The sequence below is a fragment of the Corynebacterium sp. PCR 32 genome (assembly GCF_037464985.1).
Classification (GTDB): domain Bacteria; phylum Actinomycetota; class Actinomycetes; order Mycobacteriales; family Mycobacteriaceae; genus Corynebacterium; species Corynebacterium kroppenstedtii_D.
This window is the reverse complement of sequence record NZ_JBAHVL010000008.1, coordinates 1-21,308: the sequence shown is the minus strand read 5'-3', so window position 1 is coordinate 21,308 and position 21,308 is coordinate 1. Positions and strand designations below refer to the sequence as shown.

Sequence of the window (21,308 nt, the reverse complement as noted above, 5' to 3'; positions counted from 1 at the left end):
AACATCATTGCTAGATGACATAGTTGCCGGGGGGCGCTGACAACAACTGCCGCGCCAATTCCCGGGCAATCTGAAGCGGAACAACATCATGGCTCATCTTTGCCCCAGCTAAACCACCATCCAAGAACACCATGATTTGTTCAGCAATCGTCCGAGATGCATAGCCATATTTCTTCGTAAGAAGTTCAGCCATCGTGTCACGACGCCACCGTCGGTGTTCCAATGCTGCCTGACGGATTCCCCGTTCACCATCATTCTCTGGCCGCGGATATTCACTTGCCGCATTCTGAAAATGAGACCCTCGATAGTTCTTCCCCGGTTCCTCATTAATACACACGTCAAAAAAAGCCAAAATCTTATCCTGCGGCTTCTCACGTTGATCTGCAAGTTCATGCCACCGGGCTCGCCACTCCTGATCAAGCTGTTCCACACAGGCGATCACCAAGTTATCTTTCGACCCAAAGAGAGAATATAAACTTGCCTTAGCAACATCAGCTTCCCGGAGAATACGGTCAATACCGATCACACGAATACCCTCGGTCGTAAACAACCGAGTCGCTGCCGTCAACAATCGCTGACGAGGGCTAGGTCGATCACGGCGACGACGAGTCGTTGTTTTTGCAGCTGGCACGTCGCCGTCACTCTCCTTGCCTACAGGGGTCTACTGGGATTTACAGCCGGGTTCTCCAGCCCAATGGCATCAACAACCACCATCCGACCAACTTACTACTTAGAGTGTTTATATAGCCACACGACACCAGGCCTAGACTGTGCTTTCGGGACGCACAACCATCAAGGGACACGGAGCCTCGTGCAGGAGAGCACGTGATGTCGAGCCCAACAACATGCCACGGAATCCACCACGACCGTGAGAACCAACCACAAGCAGCTGCGCATCTTCAGCAGCATCGCCAAGTGCCCGAACAGGACGGTCACGTGTAACGATTTCCTCAACCTCCACGTCAGGGTACTTTTCCCTGTATCCACCGATGTGTTCAGCAAGCAGACGCCGCTGATCGTCTTCAATATCCTCCCACTGCTTATACGCTGCATTCAACCCCGCAAGGGAAGCCTGAACTTGCATGTCAATCCACGTATGAACTGCACGCAACGGTGCCGACCGGGCGCGAGCTTCAGCAAAAGCCATCTCAATCGCTGCGTCGGCAACACCCGCATCATCAACACCCACAACGACAGGGCCATGCTTCGTCGCCGACGAGACCGCTGAATCCTCACGAACCACAACCACCGGGCATTGTGCATGGCTCACCACAGCAGCCGACACCGACCCCAACACCATGCCCGACAGGCCCCCCAAACCACGAGAACCCATCACGATCATCGTGACAGTCGGAGAAATATCAAGCAGCAGATCGATAGGATTCCCCTCTTCCACCTGGTAGCTAACCTCAACCGAATCATCAACTTCAGAGATGATCGTCCGTGAGGCCTCAATTTTCTCCATGGCTTCTGCCTCAAGATCATCATAGAGTTCCTGGGGTGGAACCATACCCTCTGCGTACAAAAACTGAGGCATAGAATAGGTGCTGACCAGGCGAATAGGTTCACCCCGCTTCACCGCGGTGTGCGCAGCCCACCGTGTCGCTATCTGCGACGCAGCGGAGCCATCAACGGCAACAACAATAACGTTCTGCTTGACCATGACATCTCTCTTTCGAGGCCACTCATGCGAGCGTTAGTGCTCGCACATCATGTTGCTCACCTCCCACGATACCCCCATAGATCATGGCGGTATAGCCCCGATATGCACAACGTCACCCCCACAATGACGTACTAGTTTCTCGCGGACGAGGCAGACCTCATTGCGTCACCCAACATCTCAATTGCCCTCAACCGATCATCCATCTCGTAGGCATAAACAGACGCCATCACACCATCCGCCCCCGTCGCCCGAACAATACGACTGATTTTCTCCCTCACCTGATCCGGCGTCCCCACAGCCTTAACTTGCAATGCCGCATCCACCTGCTGCCACACCATCGCATTGCCCACACGCTCATCGCACGGCGGCGTAAACATCCCACGAGATCCAGTCACAATTCCATAAAACGCCTGCTCATGCGTCGTGAAAAGATGGCGAGCTTTCTCTTCCGTCTCCGCAACCATCACGTTAACCCCCACCGTTACATGCGGTTTATATAATGACGCCCCAGAGACACCACTGCCCGTGGTCTCACCATAGGCCCCTGCCACGAAATTCTGACGATACGTCTCAAGCGCCGTCGACATCCGGAACGGAGCAAAATGACTGGCAAACACGAATGGAAGTCCCGCCCGCGCAGCAATCATCGCGCCATCCTCAGATGAGCCCAACATGTAAAACGGCACATTGCTCCGCACGCCCGGATAGGCGCTGACCTGGCGCGGTGTCGGCCCCATATACTGGCGCAGTTCCTCCAGATCAGACTCGAAATCAGGAACATCAGACTTCCCTCGACGCAACGCCTGCGCCGTCAACGGATCCGTTCCCGGCGCACGTCCGAGCCCCAACTCAATCCGGCACGGATACAAAGCATCCAACGTCCCAAATTCCTCCGCCACATGCAATGGGGCATGATTGGGCAACATAATCCCCCCGGCCCCCACACGCATCGAATGCGTTGTCGACGCCACCTGCCCAATCATGATCGCCGTCGCAGACGACGCTAACGCCTGTGAATTGTGATGCTCAGCCAACCAAAAACGGTCATACCCAGAACGCTCCGCCGCCTGAGCTGAACGGATTGTCGCCTGGAGAGCATCGCGCACCGTCATAGCGTCAGTAAGAGGGACGAGGTCAAGAAGCCCAAGTTCGATCGTGCTGAGATCCACATCCGATTGGTCGATCATCTCATTGCCAGGGTGTACCATCGCTATTTCTTCCTTTGACTTACAGTGTTGTTCGTGGGCTCACCACCATATACGTGTATCCACGGTACGCGTCGACTAGTCAAGGTCCTCATGTTCTTGCACTGTCGACTAGCCGTTTATGCTGATGTGCATGGTTCGTGCACTTGGAATTCGTGATGGCCTCAACCCATCACATGCCCGTTTACCAGCAGACGCATCGCCCATCAGCGCCGACGAGTTCCTCGAGCACCTTATTTCCTCTCAGCGCCACCGCCACCCCTCCGATACTGACGCTGCCCGCGCCGAACGCTTTGCCCATGGGCTCGTCCGTGACGGGCGTGGCCGGATTCTCACCCCCTGCGACATTCTTCACCCTCATGACGAAATCTGGTTCTATCGCATCCCTGCTGAAGAAACACGAGTTCCCGGACAGTGCACCCCGGTGTACTCGTCACCGGGCCTCCTTGTCGTAGACAAGCCCCCCTTTCTGGCAACGATGCCCCGGGGACGACACATCACACAAACCGCCACTGTTCGTCTTCGACGTGCCACCGGCAACAACGACATGGTTCCCGCGCACCGTCTCGATCGGCCAACGTCCGGCCTTTTACTCTTTACCACGGACCGTCGCTACCGAGCGTCGTATCAAACCATGTTCGCCCGTCGCGAGGTACAAAAAACATACCAAGCTATTGCCCCTTTTCGCCGTGATCTTGCCGATACATGTGCACAGGCAGGCCAACTCCATATACGCCAGAGGATGGGGAAAACACACGGACACATTCAGGCACGATTGGAGGAGGGGGAACCCAATGCTGAGACCGTCATCTCATCAATACGCAGATTAACGAAGGACGAAGAGTATGCCCTTCGTCAACGTTTCGACGGCTGGTGTGGTGAACCCTTAGGCCAGGGGCCACACGCTCTCTATACTCTGCATCCTCTGTCTGGAAAAACACATCAACTGCGCCTCTGCCTCAATTCTCTCAGAGTGCCAATTGTCGGCGATCAGGTATATCCGCGAATACTTCCAGAGGCTATCGACACCCAGCGACGCATTAATGAAGCCTGGCACCAACCACTATGTCTACGTTCTACCGAGTTGACCTGGATTGATCCCATACTCCAGCGTCCGATTACTGTCACCGCACCAGATCTCACGCACATACTTCACCTCACGGGTAGCGGCAGGATTTGGCCCAGCACGATGTGAAGCAAGTGTTACTATCCTGACATGGCCACAAGGGATCCTAAGCAGTTTCGATTCGGTAGCGTCACTGGCATACGCTCCGGTGCGGACACAGGTTCCGCACTCCCTGCGGTCTCCTCGTGGCTAAGCATTGTCACCATTGCATTATTTTTCGGCATTGGCGGGTGGCAGCGCCGATGGATCAGCGACGACGGCCTTATCGTCCTGCGTACCGTCCGCAATCTTCTGGCTGACAATGGCCCCGTATTCAACGCCGGCGAACGTGTAGAGGTCAATACCTCCGTACTGTGGCAATACATCATTTATGGAATCGCCTCACTCTCATCAGCACGACTTGAAAGCATCGCAATCTACACTGGGCTGGTGATGTCGGTCCTCGCGGCGATGATCGCCGCACTGGGATCAGTGGCACTCCATCGTGCTCGACGCACCATCATCGTTCCCTGCGGACTCCTGTTATATATATGTCTCCCTCCCGCCCGTGACTTCACTACCTCTGGCCTGGAATGGGGACTCTCACTCTTGTGGATCGCGCTCCTGTGGACATTGTTGGTGTTCTGGCACATGACACACAACAACCCTCAACGCCAGGATTCCTTGCCCCTGCCACACCGAAACGTCCCCCGATCTGGCTATGCCCTCGCAATCTGGGCTGGGTTGAGCTGGCTCGTCCGCCCAGAACTTGCACTCTACGGAGCTGCCACCCTCCTTATCCTTCTCATCGTTCATCGCCGATGGACACTCCTTGCCTGCGCCCTTCCTCTCCCCATGATCTACGAAGTGTTCCGGGCGGGCTATTACGGTCTCCTCGTCCCCAACACCGCTGTCGCAAAATCAGCCTCTGATTCCAACTGGGACCAAGGGTGGCACTATGTCCTGGACTTCACCAGCCCCTATTGGCTGTGGCTGATCCTCCCCGTTGCCATCATCATCGCCATCGCAGTGTTCCACGTGGAACGGCGGGGGCTTCCCCTTCCTGCCACCGTCATGATGATCTGCGCCATTGTTCACACTCTCTATGTCGTCAAAATCGGGGGCGACTTTATGCATGGGAGAATGTGGCTTCTTCCCCTATTCGCATTCCTCATGCCCATTGGCGTGGTACCCATCCACTACACTGCCTTCTCCCCCACCCGCCGCCGAACACACACCTCGACCACACGCCCGTCGGATTGGGGCACCCCCCGACAATATCTCGACGATGCTGACCACTCATCACTGGTTCCCACGCTCATCACCGTCGCCGGATGTGCTGGCATCCTCACCTGGGGAATAATCCGCCTCGGCACCGGACACCCCTACACCCCACCAACGACCCTCGCCGATGTCAAAGGACTCAGCATCGTCGACGAGCGCGAATTTTGGACCGGCGTGACAGGCCACTCCTCCCATAATCCCCTCACAAAGGCTGAAGACTTCTTGGCAGCTCCCAGCATGATCAATTACATTCCCTCACTGAAAGGCCTCACCCCAAAGATCGACAACCACACCAGGCACACACCATCCACCCCAACCCAGGTTCATCCCTTCGCCTCAATCATGACCACCCCATACAAAGACATCCGCGGAGTATGGACCCCCATCCCTCTCGCCGCCACCCCTGACGAGAAAAACACATTGGCACGCCTTGGCACACCATCATCTCGTGCAGACACCACCACCCACCACGCAGACAACACCCTCCGCACAGCAAGCGGGCTCAACAACTCCCCCATGACAGTCTCATTCCTCAACCTTGGAATGACCAGCATGAACGCACCTCTTGACGTCCGCATCGTTGATCCAGTAGGACTCGCCAACCCCCTCGCCGCCCGCCAACATCGCATACCCAACGGGCGCATCGGCCACGACAAATCACTGCCCTCATACTGGCAACTCGCCGACACCGCCATGCCCCTCACCGACAGCCCATTCTGGGAAAACGAAAAACACATTCATTCCGCACGCACAGCACTTCAAAACCCTGACTTCGTCTCATTGTTCGAGACATATCGCTCACCAATGTCATTCTCACGCTTTTTGAGGAACATCACCTTTGCCGTCACCAAAGGCACCTCACTGACCTTCTCATCGAAGCCAGGTTCCTATACCCCAACGATAAAAAATAGTCCCCCCAGAACCATCCAGTGGGAACACACAACCAAACTCGACAGCGATACACACCTACCCCGCTCACTCCGCCCCGGCTACACCATCCCTCGAACACACCACCTCTAACAACCACACACAAAACCCCACCAACCCACCTCACCACTTAGGCAAACCATGACTTCACTCCCCACACCATCATCATCCACCCCCTCCACCACCGCCCCTATCGCCTATGCACGTGGCATTTCCAAACACTACGGCTCCGGCGACACTCGCGTCACCGCCTTAGACCACATCTCCGTCGAATTCCGCACGGGAGAATTCACCGCCATCATGGGCCCCTCCGGCTCAGGAAAATCCACACTCATGCACTGCATGGCCGGACTCGACTCCCTCAGTGACGGCTCCACCTTCATCGGCGACACCGACCTGTCTACCCTCAACGACAAGCAACTCACCCGCCTCCGACGCGACCGCATCGGATTCGTCTTCCAATCCTTCAACCTGGTCCCCACACTCACCGCCTCAGAAAACATCACACTCCCCATGGATATCGGCGGTCGCCGCGTCGATAAAGAATGGTTCACCCACATCGTCACCGCATTCGGCCTCACCTCCCGCCTCACCCACCGACCCTCTGAACTCTCCGGCGGACAACAACAACGCGTCGCCTGCGCACGTGCCCTAATCGGCCGCCCCGACATCATCTTCGGCGACGAACCCACCGGCAACCTCGACTCCAACTCCTCCACCGAAGTCCTCGGTATCCTCCGCTCCGTCGTCGACGACTACAACCACACCGTCGTCATCGTCACCCACGACCCCCGAGCAGCCTCCTACGCCGACCGCGTCATCGTCCTCGCCGACGGCCACATCGTCGATGACCTCACCGCCCCCACCACAGAAACCATCCTCACCACCATGGCCAACATCAACACCACCAACCAACCCTCATGAACACACCCATCCCCACCGTAACAACAGGAGAACCCGCCACGACCACCATGCGCACACACCGCCACCCCATGTGGACCATCTCCTCACGGAACCTCCGCGCCCATAAAATCCGACTCGCCCTCACCGTCCTAGCTGTGGTCCTCGGAACAGCATTCGTCTCCGGATCATTCATCTTCACCGCAACGCTCAACAGATCCTTCACACAGATCGTCACCACCATGTACGACGGTGTCGACATCGCCGTCACACCAGGACACTCCAGCGACTTCTCACACCAACGCGATACCATCACCCGCGTACCCGGCGTCCGCGCCGTCAACGAAATGAGCGACATGAACGTCGCCGTCGCCCACGACGACGGCACCATGATCGACACCGGCGGCGCCAACGCCCACATCCTCCCCTCCTACGATGCCGCCAACCAAGCCAACACCGCATGGTCCCTCACCAGCGGACACCACCCCACCCACCCCGGCGACGTCACACTCAACAGCAGCGCAGCCAAGAAAAACCACATCTCCATCGGCGATCACCTCATCATCGCCACCCCTGCCACCCGAACCACCGTCACCGTCGTTGGGCTCTACACCACCGCAACCGACTTCGGCGGATGGGCCGGCGTCGGCATGATACCCAATGAATTCCGCACCCTCGCCGGACATTCCATCAGCTCCTACAACGTGGCACTCAACCCCGGCGCGGACACCCATCAGGCTATCGACGCCATCTCCCACGCCGTACCCGGCGCAACCGTCCAGACCGGTGCCGACGCCTCCACAGCTATGACGTCCTCCATCTCGGACCAGTTGACCTTCATCAACTATTTCCTCCTCGCATTCGGCGCAATCGGCGTGATCGTCGGCACATTCATCATTGCGAACACATTCTCAATGATTGTGGCGCAGCGACAGCGCGAGTTTGCGCTGTTACGCTCGCTCGGGGCGTCGCGTGGGCACATCACACGCTCAGTACTCGTCGAAGCAGCCATTATTGGTGTCATTGGATCAGTCATTGGCATTGCCGCGGGGTTTGGGCTTGTCCGCCTCCTCCTGACCGGTTTGGGTCATGCCGGCCTCAGCATGCCCGATGCCTCTATACCAGTGACGTGGCCGTCCATTGTGTGGCCACTGATCATCGGCATTGTTGTCACACTCCTAAGCGCGTGGACCCCTGCCTGGCGTGCGGGCTCCACACACCCCGTGGAAACCATGAATTCCACTGGGCGATCTGCCCCCCTGCGCGGGCGAACACTCACCGGCCTCGCCATCCTCCTCATCGGGGCCGGCCTCGCCTGGTGGGGTGGTTACACCACATCTCTTCCCATCCGCCCCCGGATGATCCTCATCGGTGGTGGAGCTGTGGCCATCATCATTGGCACACTCGCAGTCTCCGCGGCGCTCTCCCTCCCGCTTGTCGGCGGGATCGGCCGTATTCTCGGAATCCCGTGGCGCGCTATCGGCACTCTCGCTGCCACCAACGCATCTCGAAATCCTCGACGAACAGCGACAACGGCTTTCGCACTGACACTTGGCCTCGCCCTTGTGAGCTCCGTCGGTATGATCGGCGCATCGATGAAAAGTACCGTGTCGGACCTCGTGGACAACGAACTCACCTCAGAACTCGTCGCAACGCCACCCGGCGCCACCACGGGCAGCACATTCTCCCTCCCTAGCGGGGTGAACCACGACATCGCATCTGTCCCCGGTGTCACCGGCATCGCACCGTTCTATACTCTCGCCAACGCCACCCTACGTGGCGATGACACCAACCGTGGATACCTCATCTTCACCCCTAACAATCCCCACGGCCACATCGACCTCAAGATGCGTGCCGGAAGTGAGGATCTGTCACGAGGTGGGACCATCATCAACACGAAGTATGCGAAAAAGCACAACCTCCACATAGGTAGCTCCATCGATATCGACACCCTCGACAACCCCAACGTGGACCCCAGCACGAGTGTCCACGGGGGAGCACCCGCCCATGCCCACACCACATCAACGGTGATCGGGGTCATGGACAGCAAACTCTTTCCCACAGCACTGGTGTCACAGCGTGACGTCGAAAAAGTCAGTCCGAGTAAGTACACGTGGCGAAGCCTCATGACCGCGATCCGCACTGACCCCTCGGTTAACGTTGCTACCACGCAGGCACGGATCAGGGACAAGATCAAGCGCTACGTCATTGTTCAGGTACAAACGCGCGACGAGTTCAAGGGGCAACAAGCGCAACTTATCAACCAACTGTTGTCTATCCTCTACGGGCTGCTGGCGCTCTCAGTGGTCATCGCAATTTTGGGGATTATTAACACATTGGCACTCAGTGTCACGGAGCGGCGCCGCGAAATCGGCATGCTCCGCGCGGTCGGGATGGTGCGCGCCCAAGTCCGACGACTGATCACCCTCGAGAGCATCCACCTTTCCCTGTACGGTGCACTAATCGGGGTGGGGATCGGGCTCTACATTGGGTGGATGTTCATGAACGCAATGAGAACCCAGGGAATCACGAATATCGTTATCCCGTGGGGACAAATCATTGCGATGCTCGGTGCCTCCGCGGTGGTCGGCATCATCGCTGCAGCATGGCCGAGCATCCGCGCGTCACGAATCAGCCCTCTTGAGGCCATCGACGACTAAAATCGCGAGGGGTCACATTGCGCTGCTCAGTTCGAGCTTCCCGCCAGGGATGGAATCAATGAGGCGCCGCGTGTACTCCTCGCGGGGGTTGTCGAACAGGTCGTCCGTCGTCCCGCGTTCCACCACATGGCCCTGATTCATGACGAGGACGTCGTCGGCAATCTGTTTCACTACCGCAAGGTCATGTGTGATGAAAAGGTAGCTCAGTCCCATCTCTGCCTGGAGGTCGTTGAGCAGGTTCACAATTTGGGATTGCACCAAGACATCCAAGGCCGATACTGCTTCATCACAGACGACGACCTCCGGTTCCACTGCTAACGCGCGGGCAATCGCCACCCGCTGACGTTGGCCACCTGACAATTCCGCCGGATACCTGTGCATCATGGCTGCCGGCATGGCGACACGGTCGAGCAGTTCACGCACTTTTTTCTCACGGCTGGCGCGGTCGCCAATCTTGTGGATTTTCAGCGGTTCGGCGATGGTGTGGTACACCGAATACATGGGGTCGATTGATCCGTACGGATTTTGGAAGATTGGCTGTACGCGACGTCGAAAAGCGAGTTCCTGCTTCCTTGTGAGACTGGTCACGTTGTGACCATTGAAGGTCACTGTGCCCCGGGTAGGCTTCACGAGGCCGAGCACCATATTCGCTACGGTTGACTTGCCTGAACCGGATTCTCCCACGAGTGCAGTTGTCGTTCCGCGGCGGATATAGAAATTTACATCTGTTGCGGCCGTGAACATGTTTGTCTTCTTCCACGGTGGGCCGCCTGGGATCGGAAAGTCTTTGCCTAGGTCGCGTACCTCAATGATGTGGTCGTTCTCATCATGACTGGTGTGGCTACTGGTGTCGCGTGATTCGTGGGAATGAGACGTGCGCGTGAGGGCCGTGTCGTCGGCGGCCTGCGCGCCCTTGTGCCGCTGCTCAATGACATCGTGCCGTCGGGCACGCAGCGACGGTGCAGCTGCCACCAGTTTTTCCGTGTAGGGGTGCCATGGATCTTGAAGAATCTCCAACGCGGGGCCGGATTCCACCACTCGACCCTGGTTCATCACGATAATCCGGTCCGCACGTTCCGCGGCTAAACCTAGATCATGCGTGATCAGCATGACCGCCGTTCCCATCTCGCGTGTCAGTGAATCGAGGTGATCCAGGATTTGCTGTTGCACCGTGACATCGAGTGCGGAGGTTGGCTCGTCGGCGATGAGGAGTTTGGGCTTGGCTGCCAGGCCGATGGCGATGAGGGCACGTTGCCGCATACCGCCTGAGTACTCGTGTGGGTATTGGTTGACGCGGGTGTCAGCGTTGGGTAGCCCTGCTTCCGACAGGAGGTCAATTGCTCGTTGGTGTGCTGCGGAGCCAGTGGTGATGTTGTTGGCTTTCAGAGCTTCTTTGACCTGGAACCCGACCTTCCATACGGGGTTGAGGTTTGACATTGGATCTTGGGGGACGAGCCCAATTTCTGCTCCGCGAAGTGCGGTGAGTTCCTTGGATGAGGCGTGTGTGATGTCGCGGCCATCGAACATGATGGTTCCGCCTGTCACATGGCCCCCGCCGGGGAGGAGGCCGATGATTGAGTGTGCGGTGGTCGATTTGCCTGAGCCGGATTCGCCAACGATGGCGACGGTTTCTCCCGGGTAAATATCCAGGTTGACGCCGAATACTGTGGGGGCAGGTTTCTTCGTCGTTCCGAAGGCGATGTCGACGTCACGCATGTGCACTAGTGGGCGCGTGTGGTCGCTGTGCGGTGAGGTGTGAGGTGTCGATGTCATGGGGCCGTACGTTCCTTCGGGTCGAGGGCATCTTTGAGTGCGTCACCCAGCATGATGAAGCCGAGGACGGTGATGGCCAGGGCACCGGCCGGGTAGAACAGTGTCGATGGTGCTGCACGGAGTGTGTGCTGTGCGGTGGAGATGTCGTTGCCCCAGGAGACCGTCTGTGGTGGAAGGCCGATGCCCAGGTAGGACAGTGTTGCTTCTGCCACAATGTAGATTCCTAATGAGGTGGTGGCCATGACGATGATTGGTGCGAGGCAGTTGGGGATGATGTGTCGCAGGAGAATTTTTCCTCGCGACAAGCCGAGGGCGTGTGAGGCCGTGATGTAGTCGTTGTTTTTTACTGTCATAACGGCGCCCCGGACGATGCGTGCCATTTGTGGCCAGCCGAATGCAGAGAGCACGAGGACGACGGTGGCGGTGTTGCGGTCGCTGAACAGTTGCATGAGGACGATGCCGGCGAGGATGAGTGGGATGGCGAAGAAAATATCGGTGAGTCGGGAGAGTACCGCGTCGAGCCATCCGCCGATGTATCCGGCGACCGCGCCGATTAGTGTGCCCAGGATGGTGATGGCGAGGGTGACGCATACCCCGGTGATGACGGAGGCTCGTGCTCCGTACAGGGTGCGTGCGTAGACGTCGTAGCCTTGGCGCGTGAAGCCGAACGGGTGGGATGGTTCGGGGCCTTCCAGGGATTTGCTGAGGTCTGCGGCCTTGGGGTCGGTGGAGGTGAAGAGTCCTGGGAAGAATGTGATCAGGAGGATTGTCAGGATGATGACTGTGGAGATCCAAAACAGTGGGCGGTGGCGTAATCGTTGCCATGCTTGTTCCCATGTACTCAGTGGTTTTTTATCGTTGAGGAGATCGTCGCGGGAGGGGTGGTCGTCTATTGCTGTGTCGGCGACCCACCGTGTCATTCGTGGTGATGCCGGGGTCGTCGATGGTGCCGGTGGTGTGGTCGCTGGTGATTCTGGTGTGGGGGTCGATGGCGTGTGATGGGAGGTGTGCAGTGGGTTAGGCATAGCGGATCCTCGGGTCGAGTAGGGCGTAGAGGAGGTCGATCAGGAGGTTCGAGATCACGAAGATGATGACGAGGACGGTGACAACGGAGACAACCGTGGGTGCTTCCCCGAGCATGACAGCGTGGTAGACCAGGCCGCCGACTCCGTTGATGTTGAAGATGCCTTCGGTGACGATGGCGCCTCCCATGAGGGCGGCGAGGTCGGCGCCGATGAAGGTGACGACTGGGATCATGGAGTTGCGCAGGACGTGGTGGAGGATGACGGTTCGGTGTTTCATTCCCCTGGCGTAGGCGGTGCGGACGAAGTCGTGGCCGAGGGCGTCGGCGACTTCGGAGCGGGTGAGCCGCAGAACGTAGGCGAAGGAGACGAGGCCGAGGACAAAGGCGGGCATGATGAGGTTGGTGAATCCTGCTTGTGCTCCGACGGTGGCGGGCACGATGCCCCATGTGATGCCGACGAGGAATTGGGCGACGAATCCGATGACGAAGATGGGGACGGCGATGATGACGAGGGAGACGACGAGGATGGTGGAGTCGAAGAGGCCTCCTTTTTTTAAGCCTGCGAGGACGCCGAATCCGATGCCGAAGATGGTTTCGATGACGATGGCCATGAGTGCGAGCCTGACGGTGACGGGGAATGCTTGTGCGAGCACGGTGCTGACGCGTTGGCCGGAGAAGGTTTGGCCTAGGTCGCCGGTGAAGATTCCTTGCAGGTACAGGAGGTACTGAATAATGAAGGGTTTGTCGAGGTGGTATTGCGAGCGGATGGAGTGAATTATGTCGGGGCTCAGTGGTTTATCCCCTGCGAGTGCTGCGATGGGGTCGCCTGGTGTGAGGAAAACCATGGCGTAGATGAGGAATGTTGCACCGAGGAAGACGGGCACCATTTGTAGGAGTCGTCTGCCGATGTACCAAAGCATGGGGGTCCTTAGTGTGTTGTGGCGTGATCCGCATGTGGTGGTGCGGATGTGGGGTTGCCTAGCGGTGTGGTTTCACGCGTGGGTGTTAGCGTGTGGTGATCCCGGTATAGGTGGGGGTTCCGTTCCAGCTGTAGTTCACGTTTGAGAGTGATGTGGACCATGCGACGGATGCGGTGTAGTAGAACAGTGGGATTTCGGGGAGGTCTCGCATGAGGATTTCTTGTGCCTGTGTGTAGATGTCCTGTGCTTTTTGGTGGTCGTGTTCTTTTAATGCGTCGTCGAGGAGGCGGTCAAAGTCTTTGTTGGTGTATTTTCCGTCGTTTGAGGATCCGTTCGTGGCGAATTGGGGTTGGAGGAAGTTCGCCTGGGAGGGGTAGTCGGCTTGCCAGCCGCTTCGGTAGGCGGTGTGGATGGTGCCGTTGGCGACTTCGTTGCGTAAGGCTTTGAAGTTTGGGTAGGACTTTCCTGTGGCTTCGATTCCGAGGACGTTGTGGATGCTGTTTGTGACAGCTTCGACCCATTCTTGGTGGCCGCCATCGCCGTTGTAGGCGATCTCAAATTTTCCGCTCCATGGTGTGATGTTGTTGGCTTTGTTCCATAGTTCTTTGGCTTTTTCGGGGTTGTAGTTGAGGACCTCATTTCCCTTCACGTCGGGAGTGTCGCCGAGGGTGGTGGCTGTGAACTCTTTCATGGGGATACGGGTGCCGTTCATGATTTTGTCGGCGACTTGTTGTCGGTTGATGGCCATAGAGATGGCTTGCCGGCGTAGGTGTCCTTCGTCATCATTACCGAAATGGTCGAGCCATTGTGGGATGACGAATCCTCCGTTTCCTCCGGTTGGTTTGACAAGATTGGTGGTGGGGAAGTCCTTTTTGAACGTTTGTATTGCTGATGGTGGAATGGTGAGGCCTATGATGTCGAGGTTTCGGGCTTGGAGATCGGTGTATGCGGTGTCCAGGTTTTCATAGAGTTTGACGGTGACGCCTTTGTTTTGTGCTTTGTCATCGCCTGCGTATGTGTCGTTTTTGATGGTTCGGATGGAACCGTTGTGTGTCCATGCGTGTGGGCCGTCGAGTTTGTATGGGCCGTTGCCGATGGGATGTTCGCCGAATCTTTGGGGGTCGTCGAAGAATGCGTGCGGAAGAGGTGAGAATGCCTTCGCGCCGACGGCAATGGGGAATTGAGAGTTCGGTTGGGATAAAGAAATGGTGAATTCTTTATCGCTTAATTTTTGTAGTCCCGACATTTTTTCGACGTTGCTGTGGGGGTCTTTGACGTCGTCAAATCCTTTGATATTTGAGAAGAAGTCTTGTTGTTTTTGTGCGTTCCGTCCGGCGGCTCCGTAGTTCCATGCATCAATGAAGGAGTCTGCGGTGACGGGGGTTCCGTCGGTGAACGTCCACCCGTCTTTGAGCCGGACTGTGAATTCGGTGTTTTCCGGGTTAGCGGTGATGGATTCTGCGACGACGTTGTGTGGTTTGCCCGTGTCGTCGAAGTCCACGAGGCCTCGGAAGAGAAGATCAAGGACTTGTCCACCATTGTTTTCATTGGTGTTGGTGGGGATGAGGCCGTTTTGGGGTTCGGAGGCGGCGGTTCTGATGATGTGTGGGTCTCCTGCGCCGTCGAGTGTCGCACCTCCCCCACAGGCGACCAAAGTGGTTGTCAATAACACCAGTGCTGGCAGAATGGTGGCCGCTGAACGTCGACGCATGTGGGACTCCTTGTACCGGGGCGACTGTTGCTGCATGTCTCGGGTGGGGCTGGTCCACCTGAAAATGAGCATTGTCGAGGGAAGCGAACCATACGAGGGCTATGTGTTGGTCGATTCGGTTTTCGTTATCGACGTCGGATGTTGGGCAAAAGCCCTGTATAGTTCGGTTTTAGCCAAATACCGTTTTAGATTACGTGCCCGTGAGGCGTCGACGTACGGTTTAGCTGAAATTTAACGTCCCGGAAACGTCGCCCCCCCCCGCGAAGAATATGAGTGAGTCGTTCACTGCGATGTATCGGTGTGCTGTCGTTGCCACCGCTTGACGTGTTTATTGAGGATGGCGAAGAAAAGGGTGAAGCCGACAGTAATAATGATGTGGCCCATTCCTGCACACATGGCGAGTGTTGTCGGGAAGTCTTTTCCGAGGACGTTGTAGATGCCGTGGATAGCCAGGAAGCTCACGGTCCATGCGGCTCCAAGGTTGTATATCCAGAAGAATGCGGTGAATCGTGGGTGGTTGTCGATGCGGAGTATAAGGACGAAAATTAGAAATAGAAGGTTCATTGTCATGCCTAGAATGAGCGCATGAGTATGAACGACGGATAGTTGGGTCTCACCGTCGAAATGGTGGGCTCTGGTGAATTCCCGGTAGAACACGCCGGCGATCAGCCCGATAGCTAACCATGCGGTGGCAGCAACGTAAAGCTTCCTCATATGTGTCAGCGTAGCAACGCAGCTGCCTAGCGTCTGGTTGTCCGGAGCGTGTTCTTGTGTCCTAGTGTCGTGGTATTCCAGCGGCGACGGCTGCAGCGTAGACACCGTTGGTTCGTTGTCCAGTTCCCAGGATGTCCTCATGCGTGTGGTCGGGGACGCCTGCTGCCTGGTTTGCGGCTGTGATCCCACTGATCCGCTCATCTGGGTGTTCGTTCTTGCTGGTCCTGGATTTTTTGCTGCTTGATGTGGCTAATCCAGTGGCAACGACGGCGGCTACTCGTCCGGGCTGGTTGGTTTGTGCATAGGTGGTTGCTTTTCCCAGTAGGCCGGTCGCTGCGTGGCGGAGTCTGGTGCGGATGGTGGTCAGGTTCATCGTTCTTCTCCTTGGTGGTTGGTTCTGTTGTTTCCTTTTTTATTCTTCACTGTTGTGTGGTGAGTGGCATGGTTTTCATGGGTGGTGGTCCCGGTGTTGGTGGCGTTGGCATGGTCGTGGGGTGTGATCGAGTGGGTGTTGGCCAGGGCTGTTTCGACAATTGTGGCGACTTCGTGGTAGGTCGTGGCGCGGTCGTCTTCGACGAGGCCGATTCGTGTTCGACGGTCGAGGACGTCGTCGACGCTGAGTGCTCCCTCATGGGTGACGGCGTATTCGATTTCTGCACGTAGAATATCGGTTCCTGTGATGGTGTCGCGGGGGCGTTCAATGGTGGCTGCGTCGATGACGTTGGGCGCTTCGTTACCGAATCGGTGGATCAGCCCGTCGGGCAGGTCGTCGAGTCGGTCGGCGTTCACGGCGTAGTGCGGGTGTGTTGGGGATCCGATGAGTGGGGTGTGTTGTGTCACACATGGTCCAGCGGCGAGGTGGCGTTCGGTGATGATGTGGTTCACCGTGTCTTCTGCCATGAGGCGGTATTCGGTGAATTTTCCACCGACGACGGAGATCAGCCCATTGGGCGCGGTGAGAACTGCGTGTCGCCGGGACATGTCGGCGGTTGATGTGTGGTCGCCTGATTCGAGGAGCGGGCGGAGGCCTGTGAAGGCTCCGATGATGTCGTCGTGTGTCAGTGGGTTTTTCAGTATGCGGTTGATGTTCTCGAGGAGGAAGTTGATGTCTTCCTCGGGGGTCGGGGGGACGTCGGGGATTGGTCCGGGTTGTTCCTCGTCGGTGAGGCCGATGTAGCATCGGCCGAGTGGGGCGGGGAGGATGAATAAGTATCGGGATATTGAGCCTGGTAGTGGGACGGTGAGTGCTCCGGTTGGGTTGCCGAGTCGTTTGGCGTGAACAATCAGATGGGTGCCACGGGAGGGGCGTACGGAGATATCCGATGCTAACTCGCCTGCCCAGACACCGGTGGCGGAGACGACGGCGCGTGCGGTGAGGGTTAAGTGGTCTCCGGTGAGGTCGTCTGTTGCGGTGATTGTTGTGCCGTTGGCTTCTGTGACGTTGATCCGTGTGAGGATGTGGGCGCCGTGGCTGGCAGCGGTTCGGGCGACGGCGAGTGCGACGCGGGCGTCGTCGACCATTTGTCCGTCATAGTTTATCCATGAACCTAATAGGCCTTGTGGTGTGACCTCGGGGCATAGTTTTTTGGTTTCTTGTGCGGTGGCAAAACGTGATCGTGGCAGTGTGGTGGCTTTTGTCCCTGCGGTGATTCGGAGGAGATCACCTGCGATAAAACCTGCGCGCATTGCTGCCTTTTGGATCAGGTTTGTATCGGGGCCTAGGGCGGTGAGTTGTGGCAATGCTTTCACGAGGTGCGGGGCGGTGTGTTCCATGAGAATTCCGCGTTCGACGGCGGAGTGGTGTGCGATTCCTATTTCGCCTTTGGTGAGGTATCGCAGGCCGCCGTGGGCAAGTTTGGAGGAAAAGCGTGAGGTGCCGTGGCCAATATCGCGGCGTTCGAGGAGGGCTGTTGTTAGCCCGCGGGTGACGGCATCGAGTGCTACTCCGACGCCGGTGATTCCTCCGCCGATGACGATAAGGTCGAGTGGTGCTCCCTCACGCAGTGCGGTGAGGTCGCGTGTTCGTTGTGCGGTGTTGAGTGCGGAGTGGTGTGCTGTGGTCGCTGATGGGTGTGTCATTGTTGGGTTAAATATCCTTTCACCATGGCGCGTAGGTTTTGTGCCCACGTGGTTGCGTCGGAAATGTGTGGTTCTAGGGCTTGGTACGACAGCACTGAGCTTTGGATTAGATGTTGGATAAATGTTGCGATGGTCTGGGAGGATTCTTGTGTTGTGAGTTCGCCTTGTCGGCGGAGTTCGCGTAGTTGTTCTGCGAGGATGCTGATGAGTTGTGTCTGGCTGCGTCCCATGCGGCGCCATTGGTATTCGGCGATGATATCTGTGTCGTTTCGTAATAGTGATTGTAGGAGTGGTGTTTGACGGGCGCGGTCTGCGATGGTGACGAGGAGGTCGCATAGGTCGTCGATGGTGGAGACGGCGAGTGGTAGACCGTCATGGAGGGATTCGATTTCTTTGGTGAGTACTGCGCGGCTGAGGAGGTCGAGGTTCGCGTATCGGGCGTAGAGTGTCGGTCGGGAGATTCCGGCTTTGCGTGCGACCGCGGCCATTTTTGTACTGCGCAGGCCGACTTCGAGGATGATCTGTCGTGCGGCGTCGAGGATGGCGGAGTCGATGGTGTCCATCGAACGATGTTCTTGGGCCAACGCGTGAGTTCTCTTTCTCGTGGTGGGTGGGGTGTGTTGTGGTTGTTTATTGTCGTCCGGGGTTTATGGTCGTGGAACAATGTAGTTCACTGCGTTGGGGACGACCTCGCAGGTCACTGGGCAGTTGAAGAAGGGTTCTCCGTCTGCGAAGGCTTGGATTCCTGGCATGTCAACGCGTATTTTTTTGGCGCTATAGTGGGTGATTTCATTGATTCCTTCGTGATCGCCATTCATCATTCGGAACATCTTGGTGGCGGCCCACATGCGGTTCATTTGTCCGACGAAGGTGAGGTCGAAGACGCCGTCGTGTGGGTCAGCGTATGGGGTGATGTACATTCCGCCGCCGTATGATTTTGTGTTTCCGATTTCGAGCATGGTGAGGTGGCGGTCGATCACGGTGTCGTCGTCGAGGGTGACGCGTGCTGGGACTGAGTGGAATTGGAGGAATTCAATGAGGGTGGCGACGTTATAGCGGGCCCGTCCTTTGGGCCAGGAGATGTCATTGGTGCGCTGGGTTACCAGGGAGTCGAATCCGGCGCATGCGATGGTCCCGAAGTAGCGTTGGTCCCCGTCGTCGGTGTACATCAGGCCTGCGTCGAATGTGGTGATTACTCCTGAGATGAGGGCTCGGGTGGCGCGTGCTGCGTGGAGGGGGATGCCTAGTTCGCGGGCATGGTCGTTGCCGGTTCCGCCGGGGATGATGCCTATTGGCTTGTCGGCGTCGACGGCGGATTGGAGGACGAGGTTGACGAGGCCGTCGCCTCCGCAGATGAATAGGGCGTCGTAGGCATCGTTGTGGAGTGCGGTTTTCGCGAGGTGGCGGGAGTCCTCGGGGGTTGGTCCTGTGAGGTCGGTGACGTCGATGCCGTGGGAGTGCAGGATTTTCCGTGCGGTCAGGGCGGCTTGTGTGGCGGCTCCTTTTCCCGACATAGTGTTGGAGAGGAGCGCTACTTTCTTGAGGTTGGCTCGGGGTAGTTCCAGGGATGGTGGGGGTGAGGGGTGGGCCATGGCGGTGTCCTTATGAGTTTTTATATGAGTTTTCCGGGGTTCAAAATCCCTGACGGGTCAATGGCGTTTTTGATTGTTTTGAGCAGGTTGAGGCTGTTGTCGCCAATGTCGCCGGCCATGTAGTCCTTGTGGTCGGTGCCGACTGCGTGGTGGTGTGTGATGGTGCCACCTGCGGTGACGATTGCTGTGCTTACAGCGGATTTGACGTCCCACCATTCGTCGAGTGGGTCGTTCTCACTGCGCCCGGCGAGGATTGTGAAGTAGAGTGAGCAGCCTGATTCGTAGACGTGAGAGACGTGGCACATGATGAGTGATGGTGTGCCGTGTTTCGCGAGAGCGTGTCCGATGGCTGCGGTGGTGGTTTTTTTGAGGTGGCTGACGTTGGACCAGTCGGTGGCGGTTTCGAGTGTTTCGCAGATGAGGCCGGCGTCGAGGAGGGCGTCGCGGAGGACGGGTGCTCCGAAGCGTCCTTGTTCCCAGTGTCGGACGGGTTCGTCACCGAGTGAAACGGCGCCGAGTTTGAGTAGTAAGTTGCGTGTTTCTTCGTGGCGGGAGGCGGTGTGTTCTGGTGTGCCTTCGTACATGGTGAGGCATCGGCAGCCTTTTTGTTGTGTTGCTTCACCGATTTTGTCTGGTGAGGATGTCAGGTTGACTGCTGTTTCAATTTCATCTGACAGTCGGATGACGGTGGGGCCTGTGTGTTGTTGGGTGACTTCTCGGAGTCCGCGGACGGCGGCGTCGAAGTCTGGGAACATGAATGCTTCGTATTCTTTGTGTTCGGGAATAGTGTGGAGGCGGAGTCGAACGCGGGTGATGATTCCTAGTGTTCCTTCGGAGCCGAGGAAGAGTTGGCGGAGGTCTGGTCCTGCGGCGCTCATGGGGGCGTTATGGCCGACGTTCATGATTCCTTGTGGTGTGACGACAGTGAGTGATCGCACCATTTCGTCGAAGCGGCCGTAGCCTGCTGAGCTTTGTCCTGATGAGCGTGTGGCTGCGTATCCTCCTATTGAGGCGTAGGGGAAGGATTGTGGGTAGTGTCCGATTTGCAGACCGTGTTTGGCGATCATGAGTTCGGCGTGGGGGCCGGAGAGTCCTGCGCCGAAGGTGGCTTCTTTGGATATGGGGTCGACATCTTCTAATTTGTTGAAGCGTGCGACGTCGAGGGAGAGGACAGCGCGGTGTTGGCCGTTCTCGGGGGTGAGGCCACCGACGACGGAGGTGCCGCCGCCGAAGGTGACGACGGCGACGGATTCTTTGTCGGCCCATTGGAGGATCTGGAGGACTTCATCTTCGGTTGCTGGGGCAACGACGGCGTCGGGGGCGCTGACGATGCGGTCGGTGCGGTAGGTGGCGAGGTCGAGGTAGGACTTGCCTCGTGCGCGTCGGAGCCGTTGTTCTTTGTCTGTGGTGACGTGGTTTGTGCCGACGATGGTGGCGAGGGTGTGTAGGTCGTCGTCGCTGAGTGCGACGGGTGTGAGTGTGATTTCTGCTGATGTTTTGCTGGGTTGTGGTTTTTGATGTGTTAGTACTTTTTGGATGATGCGTGTGATTGAGGAGCCGAGTGGTTTGGCTTCGTCTGGTGTGCCCCAGAGGTTGTGTGCCATTGGCGGGAGGGGAAGCGCAGAGTCTGGGTCCGTGTTTGTGGGTTGTTGTGTTTTGGAGTGTTCCGACATAGTTCTACGCTATCTGTTTTACAGTTGCGCGACAAGTGTAACTGTGGTGTCGCCCGCACCCCCGGGGCACCCACACAC

General features: G+C 57.4%; 18 protein-coding genes. 5 read left to right on the top strand and 13 right to left on the bottom strand.

What is annotated here, in order from left to right:
* Positions 1-10: 10 nt before the first annotated feature.
* The 3 genes from V5S80_RS09095 to V5S80_RS09085 all read right to left on the bottom strand — a co-directional run bounded on the left by V5S80_RS09095 (position 11) and on the right by V5S80_RS09085 (position 2,871).
* On the bottom strand, positions 11-631 hold the full coding sequence (locus V5S80_RS09095; RefSeq protein WP_395170458.1) for a TetR/AcrR family transcriptional regulator: 621 nt from the start codon (positions 629-631) through the stop codon (positions 11-13).
* A 132-nt stretch (positions 632-763) separates the two neighbouring features.
* On the bottom strand, positions 764-1,663 hold the full coding sequence (locus V5S80_RS09090) for a universal stress protein (protein ID WP_395170457.1): 900 nt from the start codon (positions 1,661-1,663) through the stop codon (positions 764-766).
* Positions 1,664-1,794: 131 nt separating this feature from the next.
* A complete protein-coding gene (locus tag V5S80_RS09085; RefSeq protein ID WP_395170456.1) occupies positions 1,795-2,871 on the bottom strand; it encodes an LLM class flavin-dependent oxidoreductase in 1,077 nt (358 codons plus the stop codon).
* A 130-nt stretch (positions 2,872-3,001) separates the two neighbouring features.
* Between V5S80_RS09085 and V5S80_RS09080 the strand changes: the two genes are divergently transcribed.
* The 4 genes from V5S80_RS09080 to V5S80_RS09065 are packed head-to-tail and all read left to right on the top strand — an operon-like array spanning position 3,002 to position 9,744.
* Complete coding sequence (locus V5S80_RS09080; RefSeq protein WP_395170455.1) at positions 3,002-4,063, top strand: pseudouridine synthase; 1,062 nt, start codon at positions 3,002-3,004, stop codon at positions 4,061-4,063.
* A 21-nt stretch (positions 4,064-4,084) separates the two neighbouring features.
* Positions 4,085-6,277 carry a hypothetical protein gene (locus tag V5S80_RS09075; RefSeq protein ID WP_395170454.1) on the top strand — a complete coding sequence of 731 codons (2,193 nt, stop codon included), beginning with the start codon at positions 4,085-4,087 and terminating at the stop codon, positions 6,275-6,277.
* A 48-nt stretch (positions 6,278-6,325) separates the two neighbouring features.
* Positions 6,326-7,108, top strand: a complete 783-nt coding sequence (locus tag V5S80_RS09070) for an ABC transporter ATP-binding protein (RefSeq protein WP_395170453.1) — start codon at positions 6,326-6,328, stop codon at positions 7,106-7,108.
* Positions 7,105-9,744: an ABC transporter permease gene (locus tag V5S80_RS09065; protein WP_395170452.1), complete on the top strand. Its 2,640-nt coding sequence runs from the start codon at positions 7,105-7,107 to the stop codon at positions 9,742-9,744. The genes V5S80_RS09070 and V5S80_RS09065 overlap by 4 nt, the downstream gene beginning before the upstream one ends.
* A 12-nt stretch (positions 9,745-9,756) precedes the next feature.
* Here the strand turns inward: V5S80_RS09065 and V5S80_RS09060 are convergent, their stop codons facing one another.
* From V5S80_RS09060 to V5S80_RS09045, 4 genes are all read right to left on the bottom strand, one after another.
* Entirely contained in the window at positions 9,757-11,460 is a 1,704-nt protein-coding gene (locus tag V5S80_RS09060) for a dipeptide ABC transporter ATP-binding protein (protein WP_395170451.1), read from the bottom strand.
* Positions 11,461-11,513: 53 nt separating this feature from the next.
* A complete protein-coding gene (locus V5S80_RS09055; protein ID WP_395170494.1) occupies positions 11,514-12,437 on the bottom strand; it encodes an ABC transporter permease in 924 nt (307 codons plus the stop codon).
* Between the two features lie 97 nt (positions 12,438-12,534).
* Entirely contained in the window at positions 12,535-13,461 is a 927-nt protein-coding gene (locus V5S80_RS09050; protein WP_395170450.1) for an ABC transporter permease, read from the bottom strand.
* An 85-nt stretch (positions 13,462-13,546) separates the two neighbouring features.
* Positions 13,547-15,172, bottom strand: a complete 1,626-nt coding sequence (locus V5S80_RS09045; RefSeq protein ID WP_395170449.1) for an ABC transporter substrate-binding protein — start codon at positions 15,170-15,172, stop codon at positions 13,547-13,549.
* A 64-nt stretch (positions 15,173-15,236) separates the two neighbouring features.
* Between V5S80_RS09045 and V5S80_RS09040 the strand changes: the two genes are divergently transcribed.
* The gene (locus V5S80_RS09040) at positions 15,237-15,407 is read left to right on the top strand and encodes a hypothetical protein (protein WP_395170448.1); all 171 of its coding nucleotides are present in this window, start codon (positions 15,237-15,239) and stop codon (positions 15,405-15,407) included.
* Between the two features lie 47 nt (positions 15,408-15,454).
* Here the strand turns inward: V5S80_RS09040 and V5S80_RS09035 are convergent, their stop codons facing one another.
* From V5S80_RS09035 to V5S80_RS09010, 6 genes are all read right to left on the bottom strand, one after another.
* Positions 15,455-15,886, bottom strand: a complete 432-nt coding sequence (locus V5S80_RS09035; RefSeq protein WP_395170447.1) for a DUF2871 domain-containing protein — start codon at positions 15,884-15,886, stop codon at positions 15,455-15,457.
* Positions 15,887-15,947: 61 nt separating this feature from the next.
* Positions 15,948-16,259, bottom strand: coding sequence for a hypothetical protein (locus tag V5S80_RS09030; protein WP_395170446.1), 312 nt, complete (start codon positions 16,257-16,259; stop codon positions 15,948-15,950).
* Positions 16,256-17,965 carry a glycerol-3-phosphate dehydrogenase/oxidase gene (locus V5S80_RS09025; RefSeq protein WP_395170445.1) on the bottom strand — a complete coding sequence of 570 codons (1,710 nt, stop codon included), beginning with the start codon at positions 17,963-17,965 and terminating at the stop codon, positions 16,256-16,258. The genes V5S80_RS09030 and V5S80_RS09025 overlap by 4 nt, the downstream gene beginning before the upstream one ends.
* Positions 17,962-18,528, bottom strand: a complete 567-nt coding sequence (locus tag V5S80_RS09020) for a TetR/AcrR family transcriptional regulator (RefSeq protein WP_395170444.1) — start codon at positions 18,526-18,528, stop codon at positions 17,962-17,964. Before V5S80_RS09020 ends, V5S80_RS09025 begins: the two co-directional genes overlap by 4 nt.
* 84 nt (positions 18,529-18,612) lie before the next feature.
* Positions 18,613-19,557 (bottom strand): diacylglycerol kinase family protein, encoded by a 945-nt coding sequence (locus V5S80_RS09015; RefSeq protein WP_395170443.1) that lies wholly within the window; start codon positions 19,555-19,557, stop codon positions 18,613-18,615.
* Between the two features lie 20 nt (positions 19,558-19,577).
* Positions 19,578-21,161 (bottom strand): FAD-binding oxidoreductase, encoded by a 1,584-nt coding sequence (locus tag V5S80_RS09010; RefSeq protein ID WP_395170442.1) that lies wholly within the window; start codon positions 21,159-21,161, stop codon positions 19,578-19,580.
* Positions 21,162-21,308: the final 147 nt, after the last annotated feature.

Excerpts from the sequence above, each read along its gene's own strand:
- V5S80_RS09085 (WP_395170456.1), bottom strand. The coding sequence starts at position 2,871 with ATGGTACACCCTGGCAATGAGATGATCGACCAATCGGATGTGGATCTC.
- V5S80_RS09030 (WP_395170446.1), bottom strand. The coding sequence starts at position 16,259 with ATGAACCTGACCACCATCCGCACCAGACTCCGCCACGCAGCGACCGGC.
- V5S80_RS09010 (WP_395170442.1), bottom strand. The coding sequence starts at position 21,161 with ATGGCACACAACCTCTGGGGCACACCAGACGAAGCCAAACCACTCGGC.
- V5S80_RS09050 (WP_395170450.1), bottom strand. The coding sequence starts at position 13,461 with ATGCTTTGGTACATCGGCAGACGACTCCTACAAATGGTGCCCGTCTTC.
- V5S80_RS09075 (WP_395170454.1), top strand. The coding sequence starts at position 4,085 with ATGGCCACAAGGGATCCTAAGCAGTTTCGATTCGGTAGCGTCACTGGC.
- V5S80_RS09040 (WP_395170448.1), top strand. The coding sequence starts at position 15,237 with ATGAGCATTGTCGAGGGAAGCGAACCATACGAGGGCTATGTGTTGGTC.
- V5S80_RS09090 (WP_395170457.1), bottom strand. The coding sequence starts at position 1,663 with ATGGTCAAGCAGAACGTTATTGTTGTTGCCGTTGATGGCTCCGCTGCG.
- V5S80_RS09015 (WP_395170443.1), bottom strand. The coding sequence starts at position 19,557 with ATGGCCCACCCCTCACCCCCACCATCCCTGGAACTACCCCGAGCCAAC.
- V5S80_RS09055 (WP_395170494.1), bottom strand. The coding sequence starts at position 12,437 with ATGACACGGTGGGTCGCCGACACAGCAATAGACGACCACCCCTCCCGC.
- V5S80_RS09065 (WP_395170452.1), top strand. The coding sequence starts at position 7,105 with ATGAACACACCCATCCCCACCGTAACAACAGGAGAACCCGCCACGACC.
- V5S80_RS09080 (WP_395170455.1), top strand. The coding sequence starts at position 3,002 with ATGGTTCGTGCACTTGGAATTCGTGATGGCCTCAACCCATCACATGCC.
- V5S80_RS09025 (WP_395170445.1), bottom strand. The coding sequence starts at position 17,965 with ATGACACACCCATCAGCGACCACAGCACACCACTCCGCACTCAACACC.
- V5S80_RS09045 (WP_395170449.1), bottom strand. The coding sequence starts at position 15,172 with ATGCGTCGACGTTCAGCGGCCACCATTCTGCCAGCACTGGTGTTATTG.
- V5S80_RS09020 (WP_395170444.1), bottom strand. The coding sequence starts at position 18,528 with ATGGACACCATCGACTCCGCCATCCTCGACGCCGCACGACAGATCATC.
- V5S80_RS09070 (WP_395170453.1), top strand. The coding sequence starts at position 6,326 with ATGACTTCACTCCCCACACCATCATCATCCACCCCCTCCACCACCGCC.
- V5S80_RS09035 (WP_395170447.1), bottom strand. The coding sequence starts at position 15,886 with ATGAGGAAGCTTTACGTTGCTGCCACCGCATGGTTAGCTATCGGGCTG.
- V5S80_RS09060 (WP_395170451.1), bottom strand. The coding sequence starts at position 11,460 with ATGCGTGACGTCGACATCGCCTTCGGAACGACGAAGAAACCTGCCCCC.